The organism is Pseudosulfitobacter sp. DSM 107133 (genome assembly GCF_022788695.1).
Taxonomy (GTDB): Bacteria; Pseudomonadota; Alphaproteobacteria; order Rhodobacterales; family Rhodobacteraceae; genus Pseudosulfitobacter.
On sequence record NZ_CP085154.1, the window covers coordinates 1,040,969 to 1,064,181 of the forward strand.

A 23,213-nucleotide genomic window follows, 5' to 3' on the forward strand; every position below is an offset into this window, starting at 1 on the left:
GGGGCGTCCTTTGACCAGACGTCAGAGCGCGCGCACAGGCCGCCGCCTTGGCAGTCGCGCAGCCAGCGACAGGATCAACCGGCGCTGATCCGTGATATGGCGTTCAAAGACCTGCGCAAAGACCAGCCCGACCGTGATTGATCCGACAACCAGCAACCCGTCGCGGGCCAGTGTCTCGGCAGGAAAGGCCGCGTCGATCAGGTGCAGCATCGGATAATGCGTCACATAGATTGAAAAGCTGGCACCGGCCCACCAGCGCACGCGGGGGTGGGCGCGTTGGTAGCCTTGCAGCAAGCGAGCCATGCCCATGATGTGCACGACAGCCATGCCACCCAGCAATGCGTTCCAGATAAATTCGTCGGAAAAGGCCAGAAGCGCGCGATAGTTCAGCGGCGCGACCGCCTCTGCCGTCATCGCCGCCAGCGTATCGGGCACGTCGGCCCATTGGCACAGCACATACAGAACCGGCCCCGCGCAGGCCAACACCCGTGCAGATCCCGGCGACAGGCGGTCTGCCTTGCCTGCGGCCACCCAATGCCACAGCCAGACCCCCATCAGCCAGGCCGGCATCAGCAACAGCACACGCGGCCCGATGATCAGCACCAACAGGGTCAGCACAGCCAATCTGCGCGCGCCGCCCAGAAAAAACGCGGCGGCGAACAGCGCGTAATAGCCCGCTTCATAGCTCAGCGACCACAGCGGCCCGTTCGACCCCAGCCGGATGCGTTCGAACGGGCCCCATTCATTCGACATCGACAAACCGCGCCCCAGCATTTCGCCCAGCGAGGCGGGATTGTAAAAGCTGGTATAGGCCTCGGGGCCAAGGTGCCGGCCGATCTGGTCCAGCGCAAATGTCAGCAGCAGCGCAGGGGCCAGCACCGACAACAGACGCGTGATGCGGTTGAACGCAAAGCGCGGTAGCGACGCATCGCGTTGCGCGGCATAGGCGATGACCAGCCCCGAAATTACGAAGAACAGGATAACGCTGTCGCTGCCAAGGTTCAGTTCGCGGATAACAATGTAATCCCCACGGGTGAATCTGGGATAGGCGACATGCGACAGCACAACCACAATCGTGGCCAGCACACGCAGGGCATCCAGCCAGATGGACAGGCCGCGGGTCATGTTTGGGGCCGCTCTTCTGAGGCCGCAGTCGCCTGCGGATCGCGCGACGTGCCTTTCCAAAGGGCGCGCCAGCTGTCGGCAAAGGGATGCAACAGCGCCGTTGTCAGATCCGGATAGGGCTGTTCGATGCGCGCGCCGGTGGCGTCTGACAAGCCATAGGAAATCTGTTCGTGGCTGCGCAGTACATAAAGCGTGCCGAACATCAGATCCCAGATGGCAAAAACCTCGCCGTAATTCTTGTTGTAATGTTTCAGATCAATCGAATGGTGAATGTGGTGCTGGGCGGGCGAAATGAACACATGTTCCATCACCGGCCCATAGCTCAGCCAGACATGGCTGTGACGCAGGTTCGACCCAAGCATGTTGAACAGAAAGTATCCGGCGTTGACTGTTCCGATGGTCAACAGCTCGATCTTGCCCATCAGCAGGAACAGCACCAGCGCCTGTACCGCACCAAAAATCATCGAGGTGAACAGCGTGCGCAACAGCAGAAACACCGGGTGGTTCCGGTTGGCGGTCAGCGGTGTCATGACCTCGGCGGAATGATGCAGGGCGTGAAACGGCCACAGGATCGTGGCTTCGTGATGCAGCCGGTGCGCCCAGTATTTGCAGAAATCCAGCGTCAGGATCATGATCGCCGTTGCCAGCGCCATCTTGAACAGGGACAGATCAGGTGGCGCTGTGGATTTGCCGGTAAAGCTCAGCAGACTGTTCAGCACGCCATTGGTGACCAGCGGCGTCATGGTCACTGCGGCAAACAGACCAGAGGCCGACAAAAGAATGTTGAACAGGAAAATCTTGATATCGACGATGTTGGATTTGTGCAGATAGACCTCTTTTGGCAGCAAATAGGCAATAAAGCTGCTGGGCCGTCCGCGCCACAGCCACAGACCATAGACGATCAGCACAGTGATGCACAAATACAGAAGCGCCAGCCGCGACCCCATATCGGTGAATTTCGAAACCACGCTCGAAAGGAAGATGTAAAGAAAGTCCATAACGGCCCCGGATTGCTATGCGTACAATCTTGCGCCGGAATATGGCGTTAAAATGGCTGATTGATGCCAAAAATCATACAATGCTTAGCTTTTTCGCGTTTTGTCCGGGCCAGCACGGGCCTTGGAGCTTAGGTCACCGACTCATAAGTTCGCAACCAGATCCTGATTGACGCGAGTTGTATGGATGCGAGGAAATTATCATCGCGTTTGTCATATCTTGTTGCTACCGCGCGGAAGTTTTTGAGTTTGTTGAAGAAACGCTCCACTGCGTTGCGTGCTTTGTAACGCTCGCGATCATGCGCGATGACAGGATTGCGTTGCGGCATCGAAGGGATCACGGCTTGCGCCTTCTGTTTGGCGATCAAATCACGGATCGCGTTGCTGTCATAGGCGCGATCCGCCAGCACGCTGCAGCCTTCTTTCAGTCGATCCAGCATCTGCTCTGCCGCGTGTCCATCATAGGCCTGCCCAGCCGTCAGCATGAGCCGGATCGGGCGGCCAAGCGCGTCCACCAAAGCGTGGATTTTCGTTGTCAGCCCGCCCCTTGAGCGACCCAGGCAATCGGATCGCCCCCTTTTTTAGGGCCATTTGCGCCCTGTTGGTGTACCCGGATGGAGGAGCTGTCAATCATTTGCACCTCACCCTCATATGCCTCTGATATTGCTTCAAGAATACGCGCCCAGTGGCCCGCACGCCGCCAGCGGTTGAAGCGGTTCACACAGGTCGTATGCGGCCCGTATCGGGCAGGAATGTCTGCCCAGGGCGCACCAGTCCGCAAGCGCCAGAAGATGCCGTTCAAAACCCGCCGGTCATCCACACGCGGCTTGCCGCGCACCTTCGTCGGCAGCAACGGCTGGATCACCGACCATTCAAAATCTGTCAAATCAAAACGTGCCATTCTCACCTCCACATTTGCCGGAAAGTGAATCACGTTTTCTAAAGTCTGTGAATCCCTTTTATGGGTATGTGACCTAGCAACTGTATTTCTCAAGCGAGTTGAGTAGTCCATTTCTGTCGACTTTTGCAAAGGGCGTTCACGATTGTCACAAGCTTTCTTGCGACGGCGGTGATTATCACTTTGTGTGGTTTTCCGGCTTCGCGAAGGCGGTCTGCGAACGGCTTCAGGACGGGATTGTGGTGACTGGCGACGAGCGCCGCCTGGAACATAACGTGTCGCAGCGGGCGCCGGCCGCCTCCGATAGCGCGCTTGCCCCGCATCGCGCCGCTGTCATGGGCAATGGGCGCAAGGCCTGTCAGCGCGGCGGCTTGTTCGCCCGTGATCTGGCCGAGTTCCGGCATTTCAGCGATCAACATCGTGCTGGCGACCGGGCCAATGCCGGGAACTGAACGCAAGATGGCAGCAGTCGTGGCAAGGCCTTCCTCTGAGGCGATGATCTGTTCGATCCGGACCTCAAGTCCTGCAATCTGGCGATCCAGTAGGTCTTTCAGGTCACCATCCATGACGTCGAACAGATCATCCGAACCCAGTTTCGCATGCGCCTTGATTTGCGCCAAAAGCCGTTTGCGTGTTTCGACGAGCTGACCACGCTTGGACACCAAAGCCCTGAGAAGACGTATCTTTTCATGCGGCAAGGTCCGCCCTGCATCAGGCCGAAAGGCCATGAACCGCGCGATAAGCTCCGCGTCGATCCTATCCGTTTTCGCCCGCGTGCCCCGGCTGGCGGCAAAGGCTTTGATTTGCGCGGGCGGCAGTTGCCTGGTCGCGACCCCTGCAACGTCGAGGGCCGACCACAGACGCCATTCCTGCCCCCCTGTGGCCTCAAAACAAACCAGCGCACAGGCTGACTTTGCCAGGGCGCCCACGCGCGCATGCCCGTCCTCGGAATTGGGCAATCGAAGTCTCTGATTGCTTGGCAGGCAATGAATGTCCAGCCAATCGCGGCTGACATCTATGCCAAGGATTGCGTCTCGTGTTATCCTGTTCATGTTCTCTTCCTTCTGATCCGTGGTCCAAGCTGGCCACAAGCAACTGTTCGAGATGGATGAAGAGAGACAGTGCTGGCTCGCTAGCAAACGTGGTCCCAATTCAACTTGGGCCACAAGGCTCTGACGCCATACACCGTCCCGTCAGTGACCTCGGCCAAGGTCGCTGACGGGGGAACAATAACAGATCGGAGATACAGAAGGGTCTGGATCCTAGCCAATCGCCCGAGACCGCCCCGCATTGCGCCCCGAAAAGATGCATCCGCCCAGAAACGTGCCTTCCAGCGCATTGTACCCGTGATAGCCGCCACCGCCAAAACCTGCGACCTCTCCGGCGGCGAACAGCCCCGGAACGGGGGCACCATCTGCGCCGATCATCTGGCTGTCCAGATTGGTTTGCAGCCCGCCCAGCGTTTTACGCGTGAGGATATGCAGCTTGACCGCGATCAGCGGGCCGTTCGCCGGATCAAGGAACCTGTGCGGCTTGGCGGTGCGGATCAGCCTGTCGCCACGATAGTGGCGGGCGGCATGTATCGCCATCATCTGCGCGTCCTTGCTGAAAGGGTTGTCCACCTGCAAATCGCGCGCCACGATCTGCGCGCGCAAGGCTTGGGTGTCCAGCGGCACATCCCCGATCCGGTTCATGCCCGCCACCAGCCTGTCCAGATCGTCGGCCACCACAAAATCCGCGCCATGTTCCTTGAACGCTTCGACCGGACCCGTGGCGCGCTTGCCCGACAGGATGCGCTGGCGGATCACCTCGGACCACCTGGCCGAGGTGAAATCGGGGTTCTGCTCCGACCCCGACAGGGCAAACTCCTTTTTGATGATCTTCTGGGTCAGGATGAACCAGCTATAATCATACCCCGTGGCCAAAATCGCCCGCAGCGTGCCCATGCTGTCGAAACCGGGCAGGACGGGCGGGGCAAAGCGTTTGCCGGTGGCGTCGAACCACATGGACGAGGGGCCGGGCAGGATGCGGATGCCGTGGGCGGGCCAGATCGGGTCCCAGTTCTTCACGCCTTCGGTATAGTGCCACATGCGGTCGCCGTTGATCACATGTCCGCCGGCCTGTTCGGAAATGGCGATCATGCGGCCATCCACATGGGCGGGCACGCCCGCGACCATCTCTTTCGGTGCGGGGCCAAGCCGCGCGGTTGGCCACGCCTTGCGCACCATTTCGAAATTGCCGCCGATGCCGCCTGAAGTGACAATGACCGAGGCGGCCTTGAACGCAAAATCCCCCACCGCATCACGGTTGGTCGACGCCCCGCGCGGTGCCGTGTCATCGGCCAGTACCGTGCCGGACACGCCTGCGGCGGCCCCGTTGGTCATGTCGATGCGGTCAACGCGGTGGCGGAACTGGAACGAGACCAACCCCGCGCCCTCGTGCTCGATACAGCGGCGGGCAAAATGTTCCATTGTGCCGGGGCCGGTGCCCCAGGTGATGTGAAAGCGCGGCACCGAATTGCCATGCCCGTCGGCAAAGCCGCCGCCCCGCTCGGCCCAGCCCACCACCGGAAACCAGCGCAGGCCCATCTGGTGCAGCCACGGGCGCATCTCGCCCGCAGCAAAGTCGATATACGCCTCGGCCCATTTGCGCGGCCATGCGTCCTCGGAACGGTCGAATTGTGCGCTGCCCATCCAGTCGGACAGGGCCAGATCGCGGCTGTCGCGAATGCCCATGCGCCGCTGTTCGGGGGTGTCGATCATGAACAGCCCGCCAAGGGACCAGAACGCCTGCCCCCCCAGCCCGCTGCGCGGCTCCTGATCGACGACAATCACCCGCTTGCCCCGGTCCCCCAACTCGGCCGCGGCGGCCAGTCCGGCCAGCCCCGCGCCCACGATGATGGCGTCTGCCTGTTCCATGATGCTCTCCCCTAACGGGAAGCGTAAACGCGCAGGGGGGCAGGGGGCTAGATTTTTTTTGGAGCGCCTTACAACGGCCAGAAAAACAGGATGGCCGGGATCGACACGCAGACCACGATGATCTCCAACGGCAGCCCCATCCGCCAGTAATCGCCAAAGCGATAGCCACCGGGGCCGAGGATAAGGGTGTTGTTCTTGTGGCCGATGGGCGTCAGGAACGCCGAGGACGCCGCCACCGCCACCGCCATCAGGAACGGATCGGGCGAGACGTTCAGGCTTTGTGCCATCTGGATGCCCACGGGGGCGGCGACGATCGTGGTGGCGGTGTTGTTCAACACGTCCGACAGGGTCATGGTGACCACCATCAGCACGCTCAGCACCACCCAGGCCGGCATCCCGTCGGTCAGGTTGACCAGCGCACCCGAGATCAGTTCGGTGCCGCCCGATGTCTCCAAAGCAGCCCCCAGCGGGATCATCGACCCCAGCAGGACGACCACGGGCCATTCGATATGTGTGTAAAGCTCGGACAGGGGCACGATGCGGGCCAGCACATAGGCGATGACCACAAGGCCAAGCGCGATGGGCAGGTAGATCAGGCCGAAACTGGCGGCAGCAACGGCACCGGCGAACAGGCCGATGGCCAGCCAGACCTTGGAATTCTCGGTGACCGCCAGCCCGCGATCGGCCAACGGCAGAACGCCCAGCCAGTCGGTGACGTGTGCGGCAGTGTCGCGGGGCACCAGCAGCAACAGGATGTCGCCCGCCTGCAACTGGGTCTTGCGCAGCTGCGAGGTGATCTTGCGCCCCTGCCGGGAAATGCCCAGCAGCACCGTGCGCTGACGCCATGCCAGCCCCACGGTCTGTGCCGTCCGCCCGTCCAGACGCGACCCTTCGGGGATCACGACCTCGATAATCTCGACACCTTCGCCGTCGGCGTTCAGCCGCTCTTCGCGCTCGGCGTCCGCCACGCTCAGCTTCAGGGTCGAGCGGAATTCGTCCAGTGCGTCGGGCGCTGCCTCGATCACCAGCGCATCCCCCGCCAGCAAGGCCACGTTTCGGGCCGAGCCATAGCGCCGCTTGCCATCGCGGATCAGGCCAAGGACGGCAACGTCTGCCCCGTCCGCAATCTCTTGCAGTTCGGCAATGCGCTGGCCGATCAGTTTGCTGTCTTCGGGAATGATCAGCTCGGCAATATACTGCGAGATGTCTTCGCGGTTCAGCGTGGCGTCTTCGCGGCTGGGGATCAGTCGCCAGCCGATCAGCGCGACAAAGGCCAGACCCGCAATCGCCGCAATGCCGCCGACGGGAGCAAAGTCGAACATGCGGAACGGTTCACCCAGTGCTTCCTGCCGGATCGAGGCGATGATGATGTTGGGTGGTGTGCCGATCAGCGTGGCCATGCCGCCCAGAATGGTGGCAAAGCTCAGCGGCATCAGGCTCAGCCCCGGCTGGCGGCCCGCCTTGCGGGCGGTCTGGATGTCGACGGGCATCAAAAGGGCCAGCGCGGCCACGTTGTTCATGAAGGCCGACAAAACGCCGCCCACCGCGCCCATGATGGTGATATGCGCGCCCAGGCTGCGGCTGGCATCAATCAGCGTGCGGGTGATCAGCAACACAGCCCCCGAGCGCACCAGCCCCGCCGACACCACCAGCACCAGCGCCACGATCAGCGTGGCAGGATGCCCGAACCCGGAAAAAGCGTCTTTTTCCGGCACCACGCCCAGCACCACGCCGGTCATCAGCGCGGCAAAGGCCACAAGATCGTAACGGAAGCGGCCCCACAGCAGCAATCCAAAGACGGCGCCGAACAGGGTGAAGAGGATGATTTGATCTGTTGTCATGCGCGGCAACGTAGAACGCAGGCACGGGAGCGGCCAGTGCAATTTGATGCTTTTTGGCGCGCGGGAACAGGATGGGGGCTTTGCCCCCGGCGCTTGCGCGCCTCCCCCAGGATTTTCTGAACCAGAGAAGAGGCGCGGGCGTGCATATCTGGACGGGCTTGCGGCCCCCCCGCATGGTGCACTATAGCAGCCGACAAAGCCGCGCGGCGGCGCATGTCAGTTGCAAATCGGAGGCGTTATGGCAGGCCACTCAAAATGGGCGAACATCCAGCACCGCAAGGGGCGTCAGGACAAGTTGCGCGCCAAGGTGTTTTCCAAGATGTCCAAGGAAATTACCGTGGCTGCCAAGATGGGCGACCCGGATCCCGACAAGAACCCGCGTTTGCGTCTGGCGATCAAGGAGGCCAAGTCGGTTTCGGTGCCCAAGGACGTGATCGACCGCGCGATCAAGAAATCGCAAGGCGGCGACAGCGAGGATTACGAAGAAATCCGTTACGAGGGGTACGGCCCCAACGGTGTCGCGGTGATCGTCGAGGCGATGACCGACAACCGCAACCGCACCGCATCTGTGGTGCGCTCGACGTTCACCAAGAACGGCGGCAACCTGGGTGAGACCGGCAGCGTCGGTTTCATGTTCGACCGCAAGGGCGAGGTCGTCTATCCCGCCGCCATCGGTGACGCCGATACGGTGATGATGGCCGCAATCGAAGCGGGCGCCGAAGACGTGGAAAGCACCGAGGACGGGCATGTGATCTGGTGCGCCGACACCGACCTGAACGAGGTGTCCACCGCACTGGAAGCCGCGCTGGGCGAAAGCGACGCCACGCGGCTGGTGTGGAAACCCACCGTCACCACCGAGATGGATCTGGAAAGCATGCAAAAGCTGATGAAGCTGATTGACGCGCTGGAAGACGATGACGACGTGCAGCGCGTCACCGCCAACTTTGAAGCCTCGGACGAGGTGATGGATCAGCTGGGCGAAGAGTAGGGGCCTGAGCCTAAGCCGGCCCACCGTTTACAAGATCAGAACGCTGCTCTGTCACCGGAGCGGCGTTTTTGTTGCAGAACAGGCCGCGCGCAATGCTGCCCCAGCCCTGGGGGGCTTCGATCTGCGGGCGCTGGCGGCGCAAGCGGCGCAGCACCGAACGCAATGCGGTCAGGCGGGCTTCGGCGGTTTCGCCACCGGCACGGACCTGTACAGCCAGAATCTTTTCCTGCGTTTCCAAAGCGCTTTCGATCATGTCGAAATCGGTAGCGGAGAGAACAAGGCTGTGGGGCAGGGCGGACATCTTGGCGTTCCTTAAGTGATCAGTCTTGTGCATATGGTGCAGGATTGACGCCACGCCAACCTCTGATTTGAGAAATATGACAAAAAAGTAACGCGTATCACGCAGCAGTGAATTCATGTGCAGATTTGCGCAGACTGCTGTGCCGCCGTAAACAGGTGCGACGCGCTGTAGGGACATCACGGATGACATCATTCTTGCCAGGGTTTTATCTGGGGCTTTCGTTGATTCTGGCCATTGGCGCCCAGAATGCCTTTGTGCTGCGTCAGGGGTTGATACAGGCCCATGTATTCTGGGTCTGTCTGGCCTGTGCCCTGTCCGATGCGCTGTTGATCTCAGCGGGGGTGGCAGGGTTTGGCACATTGGCCGCGGCGGTGCCCTGGCTGGAAAACGTGATGCGCTGGTTTGGCGCGGCGTTCCTGCTGTGGTACGGCTGGCGCCATGCAGCAAGCGCGTGGCGCGGCGGACAGTCGCTGGACGCGGCGGCGGCGCGGGGCGGATCGTTGCGGGCCACGGTGCTGGTGGCGCTGGCGCTGACCTGGTTGAACCCGCATGTCTATCTGGACACGTTGGTGCTGCTGGGATCGGTGTCGGCGCAATACCCTGGCAAGCTGGCGTTTGGCGCGGGGGCGGTGACGGCCAGTTTCGTGTTCTTCTTTGCCCTGGGTTATGGCGCGCGGCGCTTGCGGCCGCTGTTTGCCAATTCGCGCAGCTGGCAGGTGCTGGACGTGCTGATCGCGCTGGTCATGTGGGCGATTGCACTCAAACTGATCTGGATGTGACACCAAGACACGCGCCGTTGATCGGGGGTGCGCTGCATGATAACCGGGCAGCGTAGCGCACGGTGATCCCATGACCCGATCTTCAAGACTGTATATACTCGGCGCGTCCTGTTCCGGCGTGTCAACGCTGGGGCAGAGCCTGTCGGCGCACCTGCGGGTGCCACAGCTGGATGTGGACAACTTTTACTGGTTGCCGACCGACCCGCCCTTTACCACCAAACGTCCGCCCGAAGATCGCGTCCACATGATCCAGGCCGAACAGGCACGGACGGATGGCTGGATCTTGTCCGGCTCTTTCATCGGCTGGGGCGAGGCGCTGGTCGAGGATGTCGACATGATCATCTATGTATACACCCCCACCGAGGTGCGGATGCAGCGGCTGGACGCCAGAGAGGCGCAGCGCCACGGTGCGCGTATCCTGCCGGGCGGAGACATGCATCTGGCCCATCTGGCGTTTCGCGACTGGGCCTCTCATTATGATGATCCTGCTTTTTCCGGCCGCAACCGGGCGCAGCACGAGGGTTGGCTGGACTCCCTGAGCGTGCCCGTGCTGCGGCTGGACGGGGCGCAGGACCAGGCGGCGCTGTTGGATGCGGTCGTCCGAGAGCTGTCCGGCGTTCGGGCCTGAACCCCGTTGCGTGAAAACAAGCTGGTTCAATGTCATAGGCTGCTGTCAGGCAGAACGTTGCGCGCAGGCTCTTGCACCTCGTTGCGGGCTTGCCCATTGATACGCCCATGATAAATGGACAAGAACCGCGCCCCATGACGGGCATTTTGTGGATGCTGGTGACGGGGCTGTGTTTTGTAGCCGTGACCGCGCTGGTCAAATCAATGGGGCCGACGATGCCGCCCGCGCAGTCGGCGTTCTTGCGCTATGTGTTGGGGATGGTGTTTCTGATCCCGATGCTGGGCGACGTGCGCCGTGCCAACCTGACACCGCGCCAGTGGAAACTGTTCACCTTTCGCGGGCTGTTCCATGCGATTGGCGTGTCGCTGTGGTTCTATGCCATGACCCGCATTCCCATCGCTGAGCTGACGGCGATCAACTACCTTGCGCCGGTCTTTGTGTCGATCGGGGCGGCGCTTTTTCTGGGCGAACGGCTGGCGGCCCGCCGTATCGTTGCGGTGATCGTGGCGCTGGTCGGCACGGCAGTGATCCTGCGGCCGGGTTTTCGTGAAGTGTCCAACGGCCATATCGCCATGCTGGCGGCGGCGGCGGTGTTTTCGGGGTCGTACCTGCTGGCCAAGATCATGACGGACGAGGTCAAGCCCACCGTCGTGGTCTTCATGCTAACCATCTTTGTGTCGCTTGGCCTTGCGCCGCTGGCGGCGCTGGACTGGGTCACGCCCACATGGGGGCAGATCGGTATTCTGGCACTTGTCGCGCTGTTTGCGCAGGCGGGGCATTATACCATGACGCTGGCCTTTGCCTCGGCACCTGTGACGGTGACGCAGCCGATTACCTTTCTGCAACTGGTCTGGGCCACGCTCTTGGGCCTGCTGGTGTTCAATGAACCGATAGACATTTGGGTGGTGCTGGGGGGCGTGCTGATCCTGGGCGCGGTCACCTTTATCACATGGCGCGAAGCGCAGCTGAACCGCCGTCCGATCACCCCGCCGATCAATGCCACCAAGATGTGACAATTTTTTATTGATTGACTAGTCAGTAAAAATCCCCAATCCTTTGCGCCAAGCAATGGAGGGATAGGCCGTGCCCAAAGTGGGAATGGAACCGATCAGACGATCCGCACTGGTGCAGGCCACCATCGCGGAAATCGGGGCTGCGGGATCGCTGGATGTCACGGTGGGGCAAATCGCGCGCCGTGCCGGCATGTCGACAGCGCTGGCGCACCACTATTTCGGTGGCAAGGACCAGATATTTCTGGCCGCGATGCGCCACATCCTGACCGAATATGCAACCGAGGTGCGCGCAGCACTGGCCAATACCTCCTGCCACGCCGACCGCGCCGCCGCCATTGTGCGCGGCAGCTTTGCCCAATCATGCTTTGCCCCCGCAACGATCAGCGCGTGGATGACCTTTTATGGCCGTGCCGCGTCGAGCCCTGACACCCTGCGATTGCTGCACCTGTACCAGCGGCGGTTGCGGTCGAACCTGACCCATGCCCTGCGCGGAGTCAGCGCCGATCCGGTGAACGACGCCGAAACCATGGCCGCCCTGATCGACGGTCTGTACCTGCGCGCAGCCCTGTCGGGCCGTGACGATCACGGCGCTTGCGATGCGGCACTGCGCACGCTGAACACTTTGATCGAGAGGCAATCATGACTGACGCTCCGGCCAAACAGCCCAACATCCTGATCTTCATGGTCGACCAGCTGAACGGCACGCTGTTCCCTGACGGCCCCGCCGACTGGCTGCACGCGCCCAACATCAAGAAACTGGCCGCCCGCAGCACACGGTTCCGCAACGCCTATACCGCCTCGCCTCTGTGCGCGCCGGGGCGGGCGGCGTTCATGTCGGGGCAGTTGCCCAGTGCCACGGGCGTCTATGACAACGCGGCCGAGTTTGCCTCGTCCATTCCCACCTATGCCCACCACCTGCGCCGCGCAGGCTATCACACCTGCCTGTCAGGCAAGATGCATTTTGTCGGCCCCGACCAGCTGCACGGCTTCGAGGAGCGTCTGACCACCGATGTCTACCCGCCCGATTTCGGCTGGACCCCCGATTATCGCAAGCCGGGCGAGCGGATCGAATGGTGGTATCACAACATGGGCTCGGTCACGGGGTCGGGCGTGGCCGAGATCACCAACCAGATGGAATATGACGACGAGGTCGCCTATCACGCCACCCGCAAGGTCTATGATCTGGGGCGCCGCCACGATGCGCGCCCGTGGTGTCTGACGGTCAGCTTTACACACCCGCACGACCCCTACGTCGCGCGCAAGAAATACTGGGATCTCTACGAGGATTGCGACCACCTGATGCCCGAGGTCGCACCGATCCCCTATGACGAACAAGACCCCCATTCCAAGCGCATCTTTGACGCGAACGACTGGCGCAGCTTTGACATCTCGGACGACGACGTGCGCCGCTCGCGCCGCGCCTATTTTGCCAACATCAGCTATCTGGACGACAAGATCGGCGAAGTGATGGAGGCGCTGGAAGGCACCCGCCAAGAGGCGATCATCCTGTTCGTGTCCGATCACGGCGATATGCTGGGCGACCGTGGCCTGTGGTTCAAGATGTCCTTCTACGAAGGATCGTCGCGCGTGCCGCTGATGATCAGCGCGCCGCAGATGGAACCGGGCCTTGTGACCGATCCCGTCAGCAACATCGACGTCTGCCCGACCTTATGCGATCTGGCGGGTGTCAGCATGTCCGAAGTCGCCCCATGGACCACCGGCAGCAGCCTTGTGCCGCAAGGGCAGGGGGTGAAACGCAGTGAACCCGTGGCGATGGAATATGCCGCCGAGGCGTCCTATGCACCGATGGTGTCGCTGCGGATGAGCAAATGGAAATACAACCGTTGCGCACTGGACCCCGACCAGCTGTTCGATCTGGACGCCGACCCGCAAGAGCTGAACAATCTGGCCGCCGATCCCGCGCATACCGCCACGCTGAACGACTTTCGCGCGATGGCCGACTCCCGCTGGGATCTGGACCGATACGATGCCGATGTACGGATAAGCCAGGCCCGCCGCTGGGTGGTCTACGAGGCGTTGCGCAAGGGCGGCTATTACCCGTGGGATTACCAACCGCTGCAAAAGGCATCGGAACGCTACATGCGCAACCACATGGACCTGAATGTGGTGGAAGAAAACGCAAGATATCCGCGCGGCGAGTGAGATCGCAGCGCGGGTTACGTGAAACGCTGAAACAGAATAAACTGGCGGCACGTAAACCAAGGCCAAACAGGCCAACTCGGAGGGACCAATGTTAACAACAATCATCTCATTCGGAGTTCTGCTGGCGTTCGCGCTGGTGATCTTCTGCACCATCAAATGGTGGAACCTGCGTCTGGTGGGGCCTGATCCCGTCGGCCTGTTCACCTTTATCGCGATCCTGTTCACATCCGGTCTGGACGTGGGCCTGATCATGTTCCCCATCGCCTTCGACTTTCCGCTGTATGCGGACGTGGCGACCGAACCGGCCTACGGGTTCACCAACCCGCTGGCGCTTGAGTTCGGGTTCTGGGGCTTTCTGATCTGGGCGTTCTACTTTCTGACCGCCTTTTATTTCTGCGCCATCGAACCACGGGTCAAATTCTTTGACCACGGCATCGTCAAGCTGATCAACAACCTTGTCATCATCACCACATGTGCCTTCACCGGCGCGCTGTTCCTGATCTACATGCCGTACTACATCCCCGAAATGGGCGATGGCGAAACGGTGATCCCGGCGTTCTATGTGATCTGTTTCCTGGTGATCCTGGCGGCGTCCTATTCGTCCACCGACATCAAATACGTCAAGGTCCTGTCGGTTGGCTCAACGCTGGTCTTCTTCTTGCTGATCGTCGGCATGTGGATCAACGCAGGCATGTCGGGCGGCGAGTTTGTCGACACCATCAGCCTTGTCGGCGGCTACTTTGGCAACATCCACAAATTCGTGGTCCCGTTGACAGAATACCACGAATTCTACCTGTTCTGGTGGTTCGCATGGTCGATCATGATCGGACAGTTCACCTCGCGCTTTGTCGGCGGGCTGAAGACATGGCAACTGCTGGCGTCCCTGCTGGTGTTCCCCTCGATCCCGCTCGCGATCTGGTTCTCGGTTGCCTATTACTACCACCAGAACGCCATCGACATGACCGGACTGGTCAACTGGTCGATGACCGTTGTGGGCATCCTGTTTGTGATCAACTCGTTTGACTCGCTGATCCGGCTTTATACCGACAACCTGAACCTGACCACAGACCGCTATGGCAAAGTGCAATATGTGCTGGGCAACGCGGCCCTGCTGTTCGTGCTGACATTGGCGTTCCAAAGCCAGTGGCTGCAAATCCAGTGGGTCGGAACCGTGGTGATCTGTCTGTACATCGCCTGCATTGCCTATGTGATCGGCAAGCGTGAAGCGATTGCCGACATGACCGAAACGCGGCCGCTTCCGGCCGAATAACCCAAACCCCTGCGGTGGTCCGGTGCGCATGATGCGGACCGGACCCCCCTTTTTATCCAAGAGGCTTCGAATGCAAACCCAACCCGCCGCCAGCCATTTCATCAACGGTCAATATGTCGAAGACACCGGTGGTGAAGCTTTTGACGTGATCTATCCGGCCACCGGCGAGGTGATCGCCAAAATGCATTCGGCGACCCCCGACATTATCAATCAGGCGCTGGACGCCGCCGCCGCTGCGCAACCCGCATGGGCCGCCATGTCCGGCACCGAACGCGGCCGCATCCTGCGCCGCGCTGCCGACATGATCCGCGAACGCAACCACGACCTGAGCATTCTGGAAACCTACGACACCGGCAAACCCTATCAGGAAACATCCGTCGCCGACGCCACCAGCGGCGCTGACGCGCTGGAGTATTTCGGCGGTCTGGCCGCCAGCCTGACGGGCGAGCATATCGCATTGGGCGGGGGCAACTGGGTCTATACCATCCGCGAGGCGCTGGGCGTCTGCGTGGGCATCGGTGCGTGGAACTATCCGACGCAAATCGCCTGCTGGAAGGGCGCACCGGCGCTGGCCTGCGGCAATGCGATGGTGTTCAAACCATCCGAAACCACCCCCCTGTCGGCGCTGAAAGTGGCCGAGATCCTGCACGAGGCGGGCCTGCCTGCGGGCCTGTACAACGTCGTTCAAGGCCTGGGCGATGTGGGTGCCGCACTGGTGGTCGACCCGCGCGTCGACAAGGTGTCGCTGACCGGATCGGTGCCCACGGGCCGCAAGGTCTATGCCGCCGCCGCCGCTGGCATGAAGCACGTCACGATGGAACTGGGCGGCAAGTCGCCCTTGGTTATCTTTGACGACGCCAACCTTGAAAACGCCGTCAGCGGCGCGATCATGGCCAACTTCTATTCCACCGGTCAGGTCTGTTCCAACGGCACCCGCGTGTTCGTCCAGAAGGGCATCAAGGATGCCTTCCTGAAACGTCTGGCCGAACGGCTGGACAATGCGGTCATTGGTGACCCGATGGACCCCGCCACCAGCTTTGGCCCGATGGTCAGCCAGCGCCAGATCGACATCGTCGACGGCTATATCGCCAAGGGCAAAGCCGAGGGCGCGCGTCTGGCCTATGGCGGCGACCGCATCGACCAGCCCGGTTTCTGGATCCAGCCCACGGTCTTTGCCGACGTCACCGATGACATGGCCATCGCCCGCGAGGAAATCTTTGGCCCCGTCATGGCCGTGCTGGATTTCGACGACGAGGCCGAGGTGATGGCGCGCGCCAATGACACCGAATTCGGCCTGGCCGCCGGTGTGTTCACCAACGACCTGACCCGCGCCCACCGCGTCGCCGCAGGGTTCGAGGCGGGCACCTGTTTCATCAACACCTACAACGACGCACCGGTCGAAGCGCCCTTTGGCGGGGTCAAGGCGTCGGGTGTGGGCCGCGAAAACTCAAAGGCTGCAATCGAACACTACAGCCAGGTGAAATCCGTCTTTGTGCGCATGGACGATATGGAGGCCCCCTTCTGATGACTGCCGATTACATTATCGTGGGGGCCGGCAGCGCGGGTTGCGCCGTGGCCTACCGTCTGGCCGAGGCGGGCAAATCCGTGCTGGTGATCGAACACGGCGGCACCGATGCGGGGCCCTTCATCCAGATGCCTGCGGCGCTCAGCTATCCGATGAACATGTCGATGTACGACTGGGGCTTTCAAACCCAGCCCGAACCGCACCTGAACGGCCGCCGTCTGGCGACGCCGCGCGGCAAGGTCATTGGCGGGTCGTCCAGCATCAACGGCATGGTCTATGTGCGTGGTCACGCGATGGACTATGACCACTGGCGCGACAGCGGGGCCGAGGGCTGGGGCTATGCCGATGTGTTGCCCTATTTCAAACGTATGGAAAACTGGCATGCCAACGGGCATGGTGGCGACCCCGAATGGCGGGGCAATGACGGTCCGCTGCATGTCACACGCGGCCCCCGCAAGAACCCGCTGTTTCAGGCCTTTGTCGATGCGGGACAGCAAGCGGGATACGAGGTCACCGACGACTATAACGGCGAGAAACAAGAGGGCTTTGGCCCGATGGAGCAGACCGTGTGGAAGGGCCGCCGCTGGTCCGCCGCCAACGCCTATCTGCGGCCTGCGCTGAAACACGAGCACTGCACGCTGATGCGCGGGCTGGTCGAAAAGGTGGTGATGGAAGAGGGCCGCGCCGTCGGCGTGCAACTGGCAGGCGGCGAGATCGTGCGCGCAGGCCGCGAGGTGATCATCGCCGCGTCGTCCATCAACTCGCCCAAGATCCTGATGCTGTCGGGCATCGGCCCCGCCGCCCATCTGGCGGAACATGGCATCGACGTGGTCGCCGATCGCGCGGGCGTGGGCCAGAACCTGCAAGACCATCTGGAACTGTATCTGCAAGTCGCATCGCTCCAGAAGATCACGCTTTACCGCTATTGGAACCTGTTCTCCAAGGCCCGGATAGGGGCGCAATGGCTGTTTTCAAAAACCGGTCTTGGCACGTCGAACCAGTTTGAGAGCGCCGCCTTCATCCGCAGCGCGGCGGGTGTGCCATACCCTGACATTCAATACCACTTTTTGCCCATGGCCGTGCGCTATGACGGCAAGGCTGCCGCCGAAGGCCACGGCTATCAGGCCCACGTTGGTCCCATGCGCTCGGCGTCGCGCGGGGCGGTCACGCTGGCCTCGGCCAATCCGGCAGATGCACCCAACATCCTGTTCAACTACATGTCCGACCCGCAGGATTGGGAGGACTTCCGCACCTGTATCCGCCTGACCCGCGAGATTTTCGCGCAAGAGGCGTTCAAGCCCTACTTCAAACACGAAATCCAGCCCGGCGCCGACGTGCAAACCGACGACGAGCTGGACGATTTCATCCGCGACGAGGTCGAAAGCGCCTATCACCCCTGCGGCACCTGCAAGATGGGCAGTGCCGACGATCCAATGGCCGTGGTCGATGCCCAAGGCCGTGTGATCGGGGTCGATGCCCTGCGCGTGGTGGACAGCAGCATTTTCCCGCGCATCACCAACGGCAACCTGAATGGGCCCTCGATCATGACCGGCGAAAAGATGGCCGATCACATCCTGGGGCGCAGCCTGCCTGCGGTGAATGACGAACCCTGGATACACCCCGATTGGGAAACGCAGCAGCGTTAACTTTTACGGTCGAATTCGGTTGAAGCGGGGCGTGCGCCCCGACTAATTAACCGAATGTTAAGAATTTGGTCCCTTATTGTTCTCCTGTCCCTGCCTGTCATGGCCGGGGCAGGGGAATTTTCCGGCCCCGTGCGGGTGATCGACGCCGATACCATCGACGTGGGCACCACCCGCGTGCGCCTGCACGGGATCGACGCGCCCGAAATGGATCAGGAATGTCTGACCGCGCAGGGCGTCGCCTATGAATGCGGGCGTTGGGCCACCGATCAGGTGCGTGACCTGTTCCAGAACCGTCTGGCGCGCTGTGTTGCGGTGGACATCGACCGCTACAACCGCACCGTCGCGCGCTGCGTTGTCGGTGATGTGGACATGGGGCAGGAAATCGTCAGCCTTGGACTGGCCTTTGCCTATACCCGTTATTCCGACGCCTATGTGCTGGATGAAAAAGGGGCGGCGGTGAACAACCGCGGTCTGCATGCGATGCGTGTGCAATCGCCCGCCCAATTCCGCGCCTTGCGTACCAAAGGGCGCACCGCCCCCGATCCGGCCTGCGTGATCAAGGGTAACATTTCGAAGAACGGACGTATCTTTCATGTGCCGGGGCAAGAGTTCTACGATGGCACCGGCATCGACACCACGCGCGGCGAACGCTGGTTCTGCTCGGCGGCACAGGCCCGCGCCGCAGGCTGGCGGCCCGCGCGCAGATAGGCCGTTATCCGACCTGATAGGGCAGCACGTCACGCACATCGGGATCGACCTGCAACTGCCGTTCCAGCGGCGGGATTGACCGTTGGTGGCACTGTTTGCGCTCGCAGATCCGGCAGGAAATGCCGATAGGCTCAAACGTGTCGGCGCGCGTCAGGTCCAGCCCGTCGGCATAGACCAGTGCGCTGGCGTGGCTGACCTCGCAGCCCAAAGCGATGGCAAAGCGGCGCACCGGCGCGCCGAACCGGCCCGCAGGTTTCGACACATCGCGCGCCAGATTGATGTAACGTACCCCGTCCGGCGTTTCGGCCAGCTGGCGCAGGAACTGTCCGGGCTGTTCAAACGCGCGGTGCACGTTCCACAAGGGACAGGCCCCGCCAAAGCGCGCGAATTGCAGCCGCGTGGCCGAATGGCGCTTGGTGATCGTGCCGGCCTGATCGACGCGCACGAAAAAGAACGGAATCCCCTTGGCGCCGGGGCGTTGCATGGTCGACAGACGGTGCACCACCTGTTCGATCGACGCCCCGAACCGGCTGGCCAGAATTTCGATGTCGTGGCGACAGTCCTGCGCGGCCTGCAAGAACGGGCCATAGGGCAGCAATGTGGCCCCGGCAAAATAGTTTGCCAAGCCGATCTTGGCGATGGCGCGCGCCTCAAGCGACTGGAAACGCGCCAGATCCAGAGTTGCTTCCAGCAGCGCATCCTGTCGCACCAGCGCCAGTTGCAGCAGCATCTGGAAGGTCTGGGTTTCCGGTGAAAGCCGCGATGAAATGCGCAGTGTCTTTGCCTTGGCGTCATAGGACCGGATCAGGTCCATGTCGGTGAACTCCACCGTCACGCCCGCATTCCCCAGCTCGGCCACGACCGAGACCCGGATATTGCCGGATCGCCCCTTTGCGGTGGCAAAATGTTCGGCAGCGCGGTCGACCGCATCAATGTAATTGTCGCAATAGTGAAAGAAATCGCGCACCTCTTCCCAGGGGCTGGGGCGGGCGCGGGCGTCTTCGCGGCCCAATGCCTCGTCAAGCGAGGCCAGCCGCTCGTGGGTCTGCCGATAGCTGCGGTGCAGGGCAATAAAGGCATGGGCCAGCGCCGGTGCGTTCGACGCGGCCAGCCGCAGGTCGGCCATCGGGGGCATATCCCCTGAAAACACCGGATCGGCCAGCGCTTCGTGCATGTCCGATACCAGCCGTTCACTGTCGCCGGTGCTCAGCTCGGTGACGTCCAGACCGAATTCCTGCGCCAGTGCCAGCACCACGGTGGTGCTGACGGGCCGGTTGTTGTTTTCCATCTGGTTGAGATAGGGCAGGGACACGCCCAGCTTGGCCGCGAAATGCTTTTGGGTCATGCCGATGCGGGTGCGCACCTCGCGCAGCTTTGCGCCGGCATACAGTTTTTGTTGGGCCATCAGCGTGCACCTTTGCAAGTTTGCATTGATGCACGTTAGCTTTGCAAAGTCAGTCGGGCAAGACGGCTGGTGCAATCTGGCGCTCGCGCCAATAGACCGATCCGATAGAGGCAAGGGCCAGGACTGCGGTGATGGTCATCATGTACAGCAGCGGAAAGGCCCCCGATTCCGGCGTCAGCATCGTGCCAACCAGCCCCGACAAAATCGCGCCTCCGCCAATCTGGATCGAACCGCCCAGCCCCGATGCCGTGCCTGCAAGGCGCGGGCGCACCGACAGCATACCTGCGGTGGCATTTGGAATGGTCAGCCCATTGCCCAAGCCCACAAACGTCATCATGCCAAAGAACGACCAAGGGCTGCCATAGCCCATCAGGAACAACAGCAATGACCCGAATACGCCAAAGAAATTGGAGAGACAGCCCGCCAGCACCAGCCGGTTTACCCCCAGCCGCGTCGCAAAAACACCGGTCAGCGCGTTGCCGGCCATATAGCCGATGGCGGGCGCACCGAACACCAGCCCCAACATGGAGGGCGACATATGAAACAGCACCGATCCGACAAAGGGCGCGCCGCCCAGATAGGCAAAGAACGACCCCGAGCATAGCCCCGACGCCAGCGAATAGCCCCAGAACCGCGGGCTGCGCAGCAGTTCGGGATATTCGCGGAACTGTGCCCCCAGCGATTTGCCGGTGCTGGTTGCGGTTTCGCCCAGATCAGACCAGACCACCCACAGGGTGATCGCGCCGATCACGAAGAACGCCCAGAAATTCGCTTTCCAGCCAAACCATTCATCCAGCAGGCCGCCGATGGCGGGGCTGATCATTGGCACGACAGACATGAACATCGTGACGATGCCGATCATCGACGCGCTTTGGTTCTGGTCATACAGGTCGCGGATCACCGCGCGGCTCAGCACCATGGCGACGGCGACCACGGCCTGACACATGCGAAAGAACAGGAACACCTCGGCCGAGGGCGCAAAGATGCAGCCCAGTGTGGCCAGCAGGAACAGCGCTAGCCCGCCCAGCAAAACGGGCCTGCGCCCGATGCTGTCCGAGATCGGCCCGATCAGGATCTGCAACACGGCGCTGACCCCCAGAAACAGCGCTACCGAAAGCTGCATCAGCCTGTATTCGGTGTGGAAATACTCGGTCATGTTCGGCAGCGAGGGCAGGAACATGTTCATCACCATCGCCGACATGCCCGCAAGCATAATCAGGGTCATCAGGTGGGGCGGGGTGGATTTGTCGAGAAAACGCACAGTTGGTTTATGTTGCATTGGTGGAAGGTAGATTGCAGTCTGGCCAGTGTCCATTGCGCTGGATGCATAGCAGCCATGCGCTTTCGTATGTTTTGCAACTTTGCAATTAGCAAAACATGTCTCGCAAAGGATTTGCAAATATTCCACAAGATGCTTTTGCGCGCGTCTTTGGCCTGATACCCTGTGCCAAATCGAAACAGGGGCCTGACATGAAAGACATTCTGACCGAACTGGAAGACCGTCGCGCACAGGCGCGGCTGGGCGGCGGGCAAAAGCGCATCGACGCACAGCACGGCCGTGGCAAGCTGACCGCGCGCGAACGGATCGAGCTGTTGCTGGACGAAGGCAGCTTTGAAGAATTCGACATGTTCGTGGCCCACCGCTGCACCGACTTTGGCATGGAGCAGCAAAAGCCCGCAGGCGACGGTGTGATCACCGGCTGGGGCACGATCAACGGTCGTATGGTCTATGTGTTCAGTCAGGACTTTACCGTGTTTGGCGGCTCGCTGTCCGAAACCCACGCCCAGAAGATCTGTAAAATTCAGGATATGGCGATCCAGAACGGCGCCCCCGTCATCGGTATCAACGACTCGGGCGGTGCGCGTATTCAGGAAGGTGTCGCCTCGCTGGCCGGCTATGCCGAAGTGTTCCAGCGCAACATCATGGCCTCGGGTGTTGTGCCGCAGATCAGCCTGATCATGGGCCCCTGTGCAGGCGGTGCTGTCTATTCCCCCGCGATGACCGACTTTATCTTCATGGTGCGCGACACCTCCTATATGTTCGTGACCGGCCCCGACGTGGTCAAAACCGTGACCAACGAACAGGTCACCGCCGAAGAGTTGGGCGGTGCCTCGACCCATACCAAGAAATCCAGCGTGGCCGACGGCGCCTTTGAAAACGACGTCGAGGCGCTGGCCGAAGTGCGCCGCCTGGTCGATTTCCTGCCGCTGAACAACCGCGAAAAGCCGCCCGTGCGCCCGTTCTTTGACGAACCGGGCCGCGTCGAGGCCAGCCTTGATACACTGATCCCCGAAAACGCCAACACCCCCTACGACATGAAAGAGCTGATCCACAAAGTCGCGGACGAGGGGGATTTCTTTGAGATTCAGGAAGATTTTGCCAAGAACATCATCACCGGCTTTATCCGTCTTGAAGGGCAGTCCGTGGGTGTTGTCGCCAACCAGCCGATGGTGCTGGCGGGCTGTCTGGACATCGACAGCAGCCGCAAGGCCGCGCGCTTTGTGCGGTTCTGCGATGCGTTCGAAATTCCGATCCTGACGCTGGTCGACGTACCCGGCTTTTTGCCCGGCACCGGTCAGGAATACGGTGGCGTCATCAAACACGGCGCGAAACTGCTGTTCGCCTACGGCGAGGCGACCGTGCCCAAGGTCACCGTGATCACCCGCAAGGCTTACGGCGGGGCCTATGACGTGATGGCCTCCAAGCACCTGCGCGGCGATTTCAACTATGCCTGGCCCACAGCCGAGATTGCGGTGATGGGGGCCAAGGGGGCCACCGAGATCATCCACCGCGCCGATCTGGGCGATGCAGACAAGATCGCCAAACACGCCGCCGACTACGAAGAGCGGTTTGCCAATCCCTTTGTCGCCGCCGAGCGCGGGTTCATCGACGAGGTGATCATGCCCCATTCGACCCGCCGCCGGATCAGCAAGGCGTTCGCGTCACTGCGCACGAAAAAGCTGACGAACCCGTGGAAGAAACACGATAATATTCCGCTGTGATCGGCTC

19 protein-coding genes and 1 pseudogene are annotated in these 23,213 nt (G+C 61.5%); 11 read left to right on the forward strand and 9 right to left on the reverse strand.

What is annotated here, in order from left to right:
- Positions 1-21: 21 nt before the first annotated feature.
- From DSM107133_RS05195 to DSM107133_RS05220, 6 genes and pseudogenes are all read right to left on the reverse strand, one after another.
- Positions 22-1,125 (reverse strand): acyltransferase, encoded by a 1,104-nt coding sequence (locus DSM107133_RS05195; RefSeq protein WP_114293196.1) that lies wholly within the window; start codon positions 1,123-1,125, stop codon positions 22-24.
- Positions 1,122-2,123, reverse strand: a complete 1,002-nt coding sequence (locus DSM107133_RS05200; RefSeq protein WP_114293195.1) for a sterol desaturase family protein — start codon at positions 2,121-2,123, stop codon at positions 1,122-1,124. Before DSM107133_RS05200 ends, DSM107133_RS05195 begins: the two co-directional genes overlap by 4 nt.
- A 128-nt stretch (positions 2,124-2,251) precedes the next feature.
- Positions 2,252-3,027 (reverse strand): annotated as a pseudogene (locus DSM107133_RS05205) (IS5 family transposase).
- Between the two features lie 83 nt (positions 3,028-3,110).
- Positions 3,111-4,070: an IS110 family transposase gene (locus DSM107133_RS05210; protein WP_243253540.1), complete on the reverse strand. Its 960-nt coding sequence runs from the start codon at positions 4,068-4,070 to the stop codon at positions 3,111-3,113.
- A 210-nt stretch (positions 4,071-4,280) separates the two neighbouring features.
- Entirely contained in the window at positions 4,281-5,936 is a 1,656-nt protein-coding gene (locus tag DSM107133_RS05215; protein ID WP_114291958.1) for an FAD-binding dehydrogenase, read from the reverse strand.
- A 68-nt stretch (positions 5,937-6,004) separates the two neighbouring features.
- Positions 6,005-7,777 (reverse strand): SLC13 family permease, encoded by a 1,773-nt coding sequence (locus DSM107133_RS05220; protein ID WP_114291959.1) that lies wholly within the window; start codon positions 7,775-7,777, stop codon positions 6,005-6,007.
- Positions 7,778-8,015: 238 nt separating this feature from the next.
- Between DSM107133_RS05220 and DSM107133_RS05225 the strand changes: the two genes are divergently transcribed.
- Complete coding sequence (locus DSM107133_RS05225; protein ID WP_114291960.1) at positions 8,016-8,765, forward strand: YebC/PmpR family DNA-binding transcriptional regulator; 750 nt, start codon at positions 8,016-8,018, stop codon at positions 8,763-8,765.
- Positions 8,766-8,775: 10 nt separating this feature from the next.
- Here the strand turns inward: DSM107133_RS05225 and DSM107133_RS05230 are convergent, their stop codons facing one another.
- Positions 8,776-9,066: a hypothetical protein gene (locus DSM107133_RS05230; protein WP_162791953.1), complete on the reverse strand. Its 291-nt coding sequence runs from the start codon at positions 9,064-9,066 to the stop codon at positions 8,776-8,778.
- A gap of 182 nt (positions 9,067-9,248) precedes the next feature.
- Here DSM107133_RS05230 and DSM107133_RS05235 point away from each other — a divergent pair, with 182 nt between their 5' ends.
- From DSM107133_RS05235 to DSM107133_RS05275, 9 genes are all read left to right on the forward strand, one after another.
- Complete coding sequence (locus DSM107133_RS05235) at positions 9,249-9,845, forward strand: LysE/ArgO family amino acid transporter (protein WP_114291962.1); 597 nt, start codon at positions 9,249-9,251, stop codon at positions 9,843-9,845.
- A gap of 70 nt (positions 9,846-9,915) precedes the next feature.
- On the forward strand, positions 9,916-10,473 hold the full coding sequence (locus tag DSM107133_RS05240) for an AAA family ATPase (protein WP_114291963.1): 558 nt from the start codon (positions 9,916-9,918) through the stop codon (positions 10,471-10,473).
- A 134-nt stretch (positions 10,474-10,607) separates the two neighbouring features.
- Positions 10,608-11,486, forward strand: a complete 879-nt coding sequence (locus DSM107133_RS05245) for a DMT family transporter (protein WP_347568682.1) — start codon at positions 10,608-10,610, stop codon at positions 11,484-11,486.
- A gap of 85 nt (positions 11,487-11,571) precedes the next feature.
- Positions 11,572-12,129: a transcriptional regulator BetI gene (gene betI, locus DSM107133_RS05250; RefSeq protein ID WP_205387749.1), complete on the forward strand. Its 558-nt coding sequence runs from the start codon at positions 11,572-11,574 to the stop codon at positions 12,127-12,129.
- A complete protein-coding gene (betC, locus tag DSM107133_RS05255) occupies positions 12,126-13,649 on the forward strand; it encodes a choline-sulfatase (protein ID WP_114291965.1) in 1,524 nt (507 codons plus the stop codon). Before betI ends, betC begins: the two co-directional genes overlap by 4 nt.
- An 88-nt stretch (positions 13,650-13,737) precedes the next feature.
- Positions 13,738-14,919, forward strand: coding sequence for a BCCT family transporter (locus DSM107133_RS05260; RefSeq protein ID WP_114291966.1), 1,182 nt, complete (start codon positions 13,738-13,740; stop codon positions 14,917-14,919).
- 70 nt (positions 14,920-14,989) lie between these two features.
- The gene (betB, locus tag DSM107133_RS05265; RefSeq protein ID WP_114291967.1) at positions 14,990-16,444 is read left to right on the forward strand and encodes a betaine-aldehyde dehydrogenase; all 1,455 of its coding nucleotides are present in this window, start codon (positions 14,990-14,992) and stop codon (positions 16,442-16,444) included.
- The gene (gene betA / locus DSM107133_RS05270; RefSeq protein WP_114291968.1) at positions 16,444-18,090 is read left to right on the forward strand and encodes a choline dehydrogenase; all 1,647 of its coding nucleotides are present in this window, start codon (positions 16,444-16,446) and stop codon (positions 18,088-18,090) included. Before betB ends, betA begins: the two co-directional genes overlap by 1 nt.
- Positions 18,091-18,189: 99 nt before the next feature.
- On the forward strand, positions 18,190-18,798 hold the full coding sequence (locus DSM107133_RS05275; RefSeq protein ID WP_345889581.1) for a thermonuclease family protein: 609 nt from the start codon (positions 18,190-18,192) through the stop codon (positions 18,796-18,798).
- A gap of 4 nt (positions 18,799-18,802) precedes the next feature.
- On the opposite strand, the gene DSM107133_RS05280 is transcribed toward DSM107133_RS05275, so the two are convergent.
- Both DSM107133_RS05280 and DSM107133_RS05285 read right to left on the reverse strand, forming a co-directional pair.
- Positions 18,803-20,203: a helix-turn-helix transcriptional regulator gene (locus DSM107133_RS05280; RefSeq protein WP_114291970.1), complete on the reverse strand. Its 1,401-nt coding sequence runs from the start codon at positions 20,201-20,203 to the stop codon at positions 18,803-18,805.
- Positions 20,204-20,252: 49 nt separating this feature from the next.
- Positions 20,253-21,482 (reverse strand): multidrug effflux MFS transporter, encoded by a 1,230-nt coding sequence (locus tag DSM107133_RS05285; RefSeq protein ID WP_114291971.1) that lies wholly within the window; start codon positions 21,480-21,482, stop codon positions 20,253-20,255.
- Positions 21,483-21,673: 191 nt separating this feature from the next.
- On the opposite strand from DSM107133_RS05285, the gene DSM107133_RS05290 reads away from it, so the two are divergent.
- Positions 21,674-23,206 (forward strand): acyl-CoA carboxylase subunit beta, encoded by a 1,533-nt coding sequence (locus DSM107133_RS05290; protein WP_114291972.1) that lies wholly within the window; start codon positions 21,674-21,676, stop codon positions 23,204-23,206.
- Positions 23,207-23,213 lie beyond the last annotated feature (7 nt).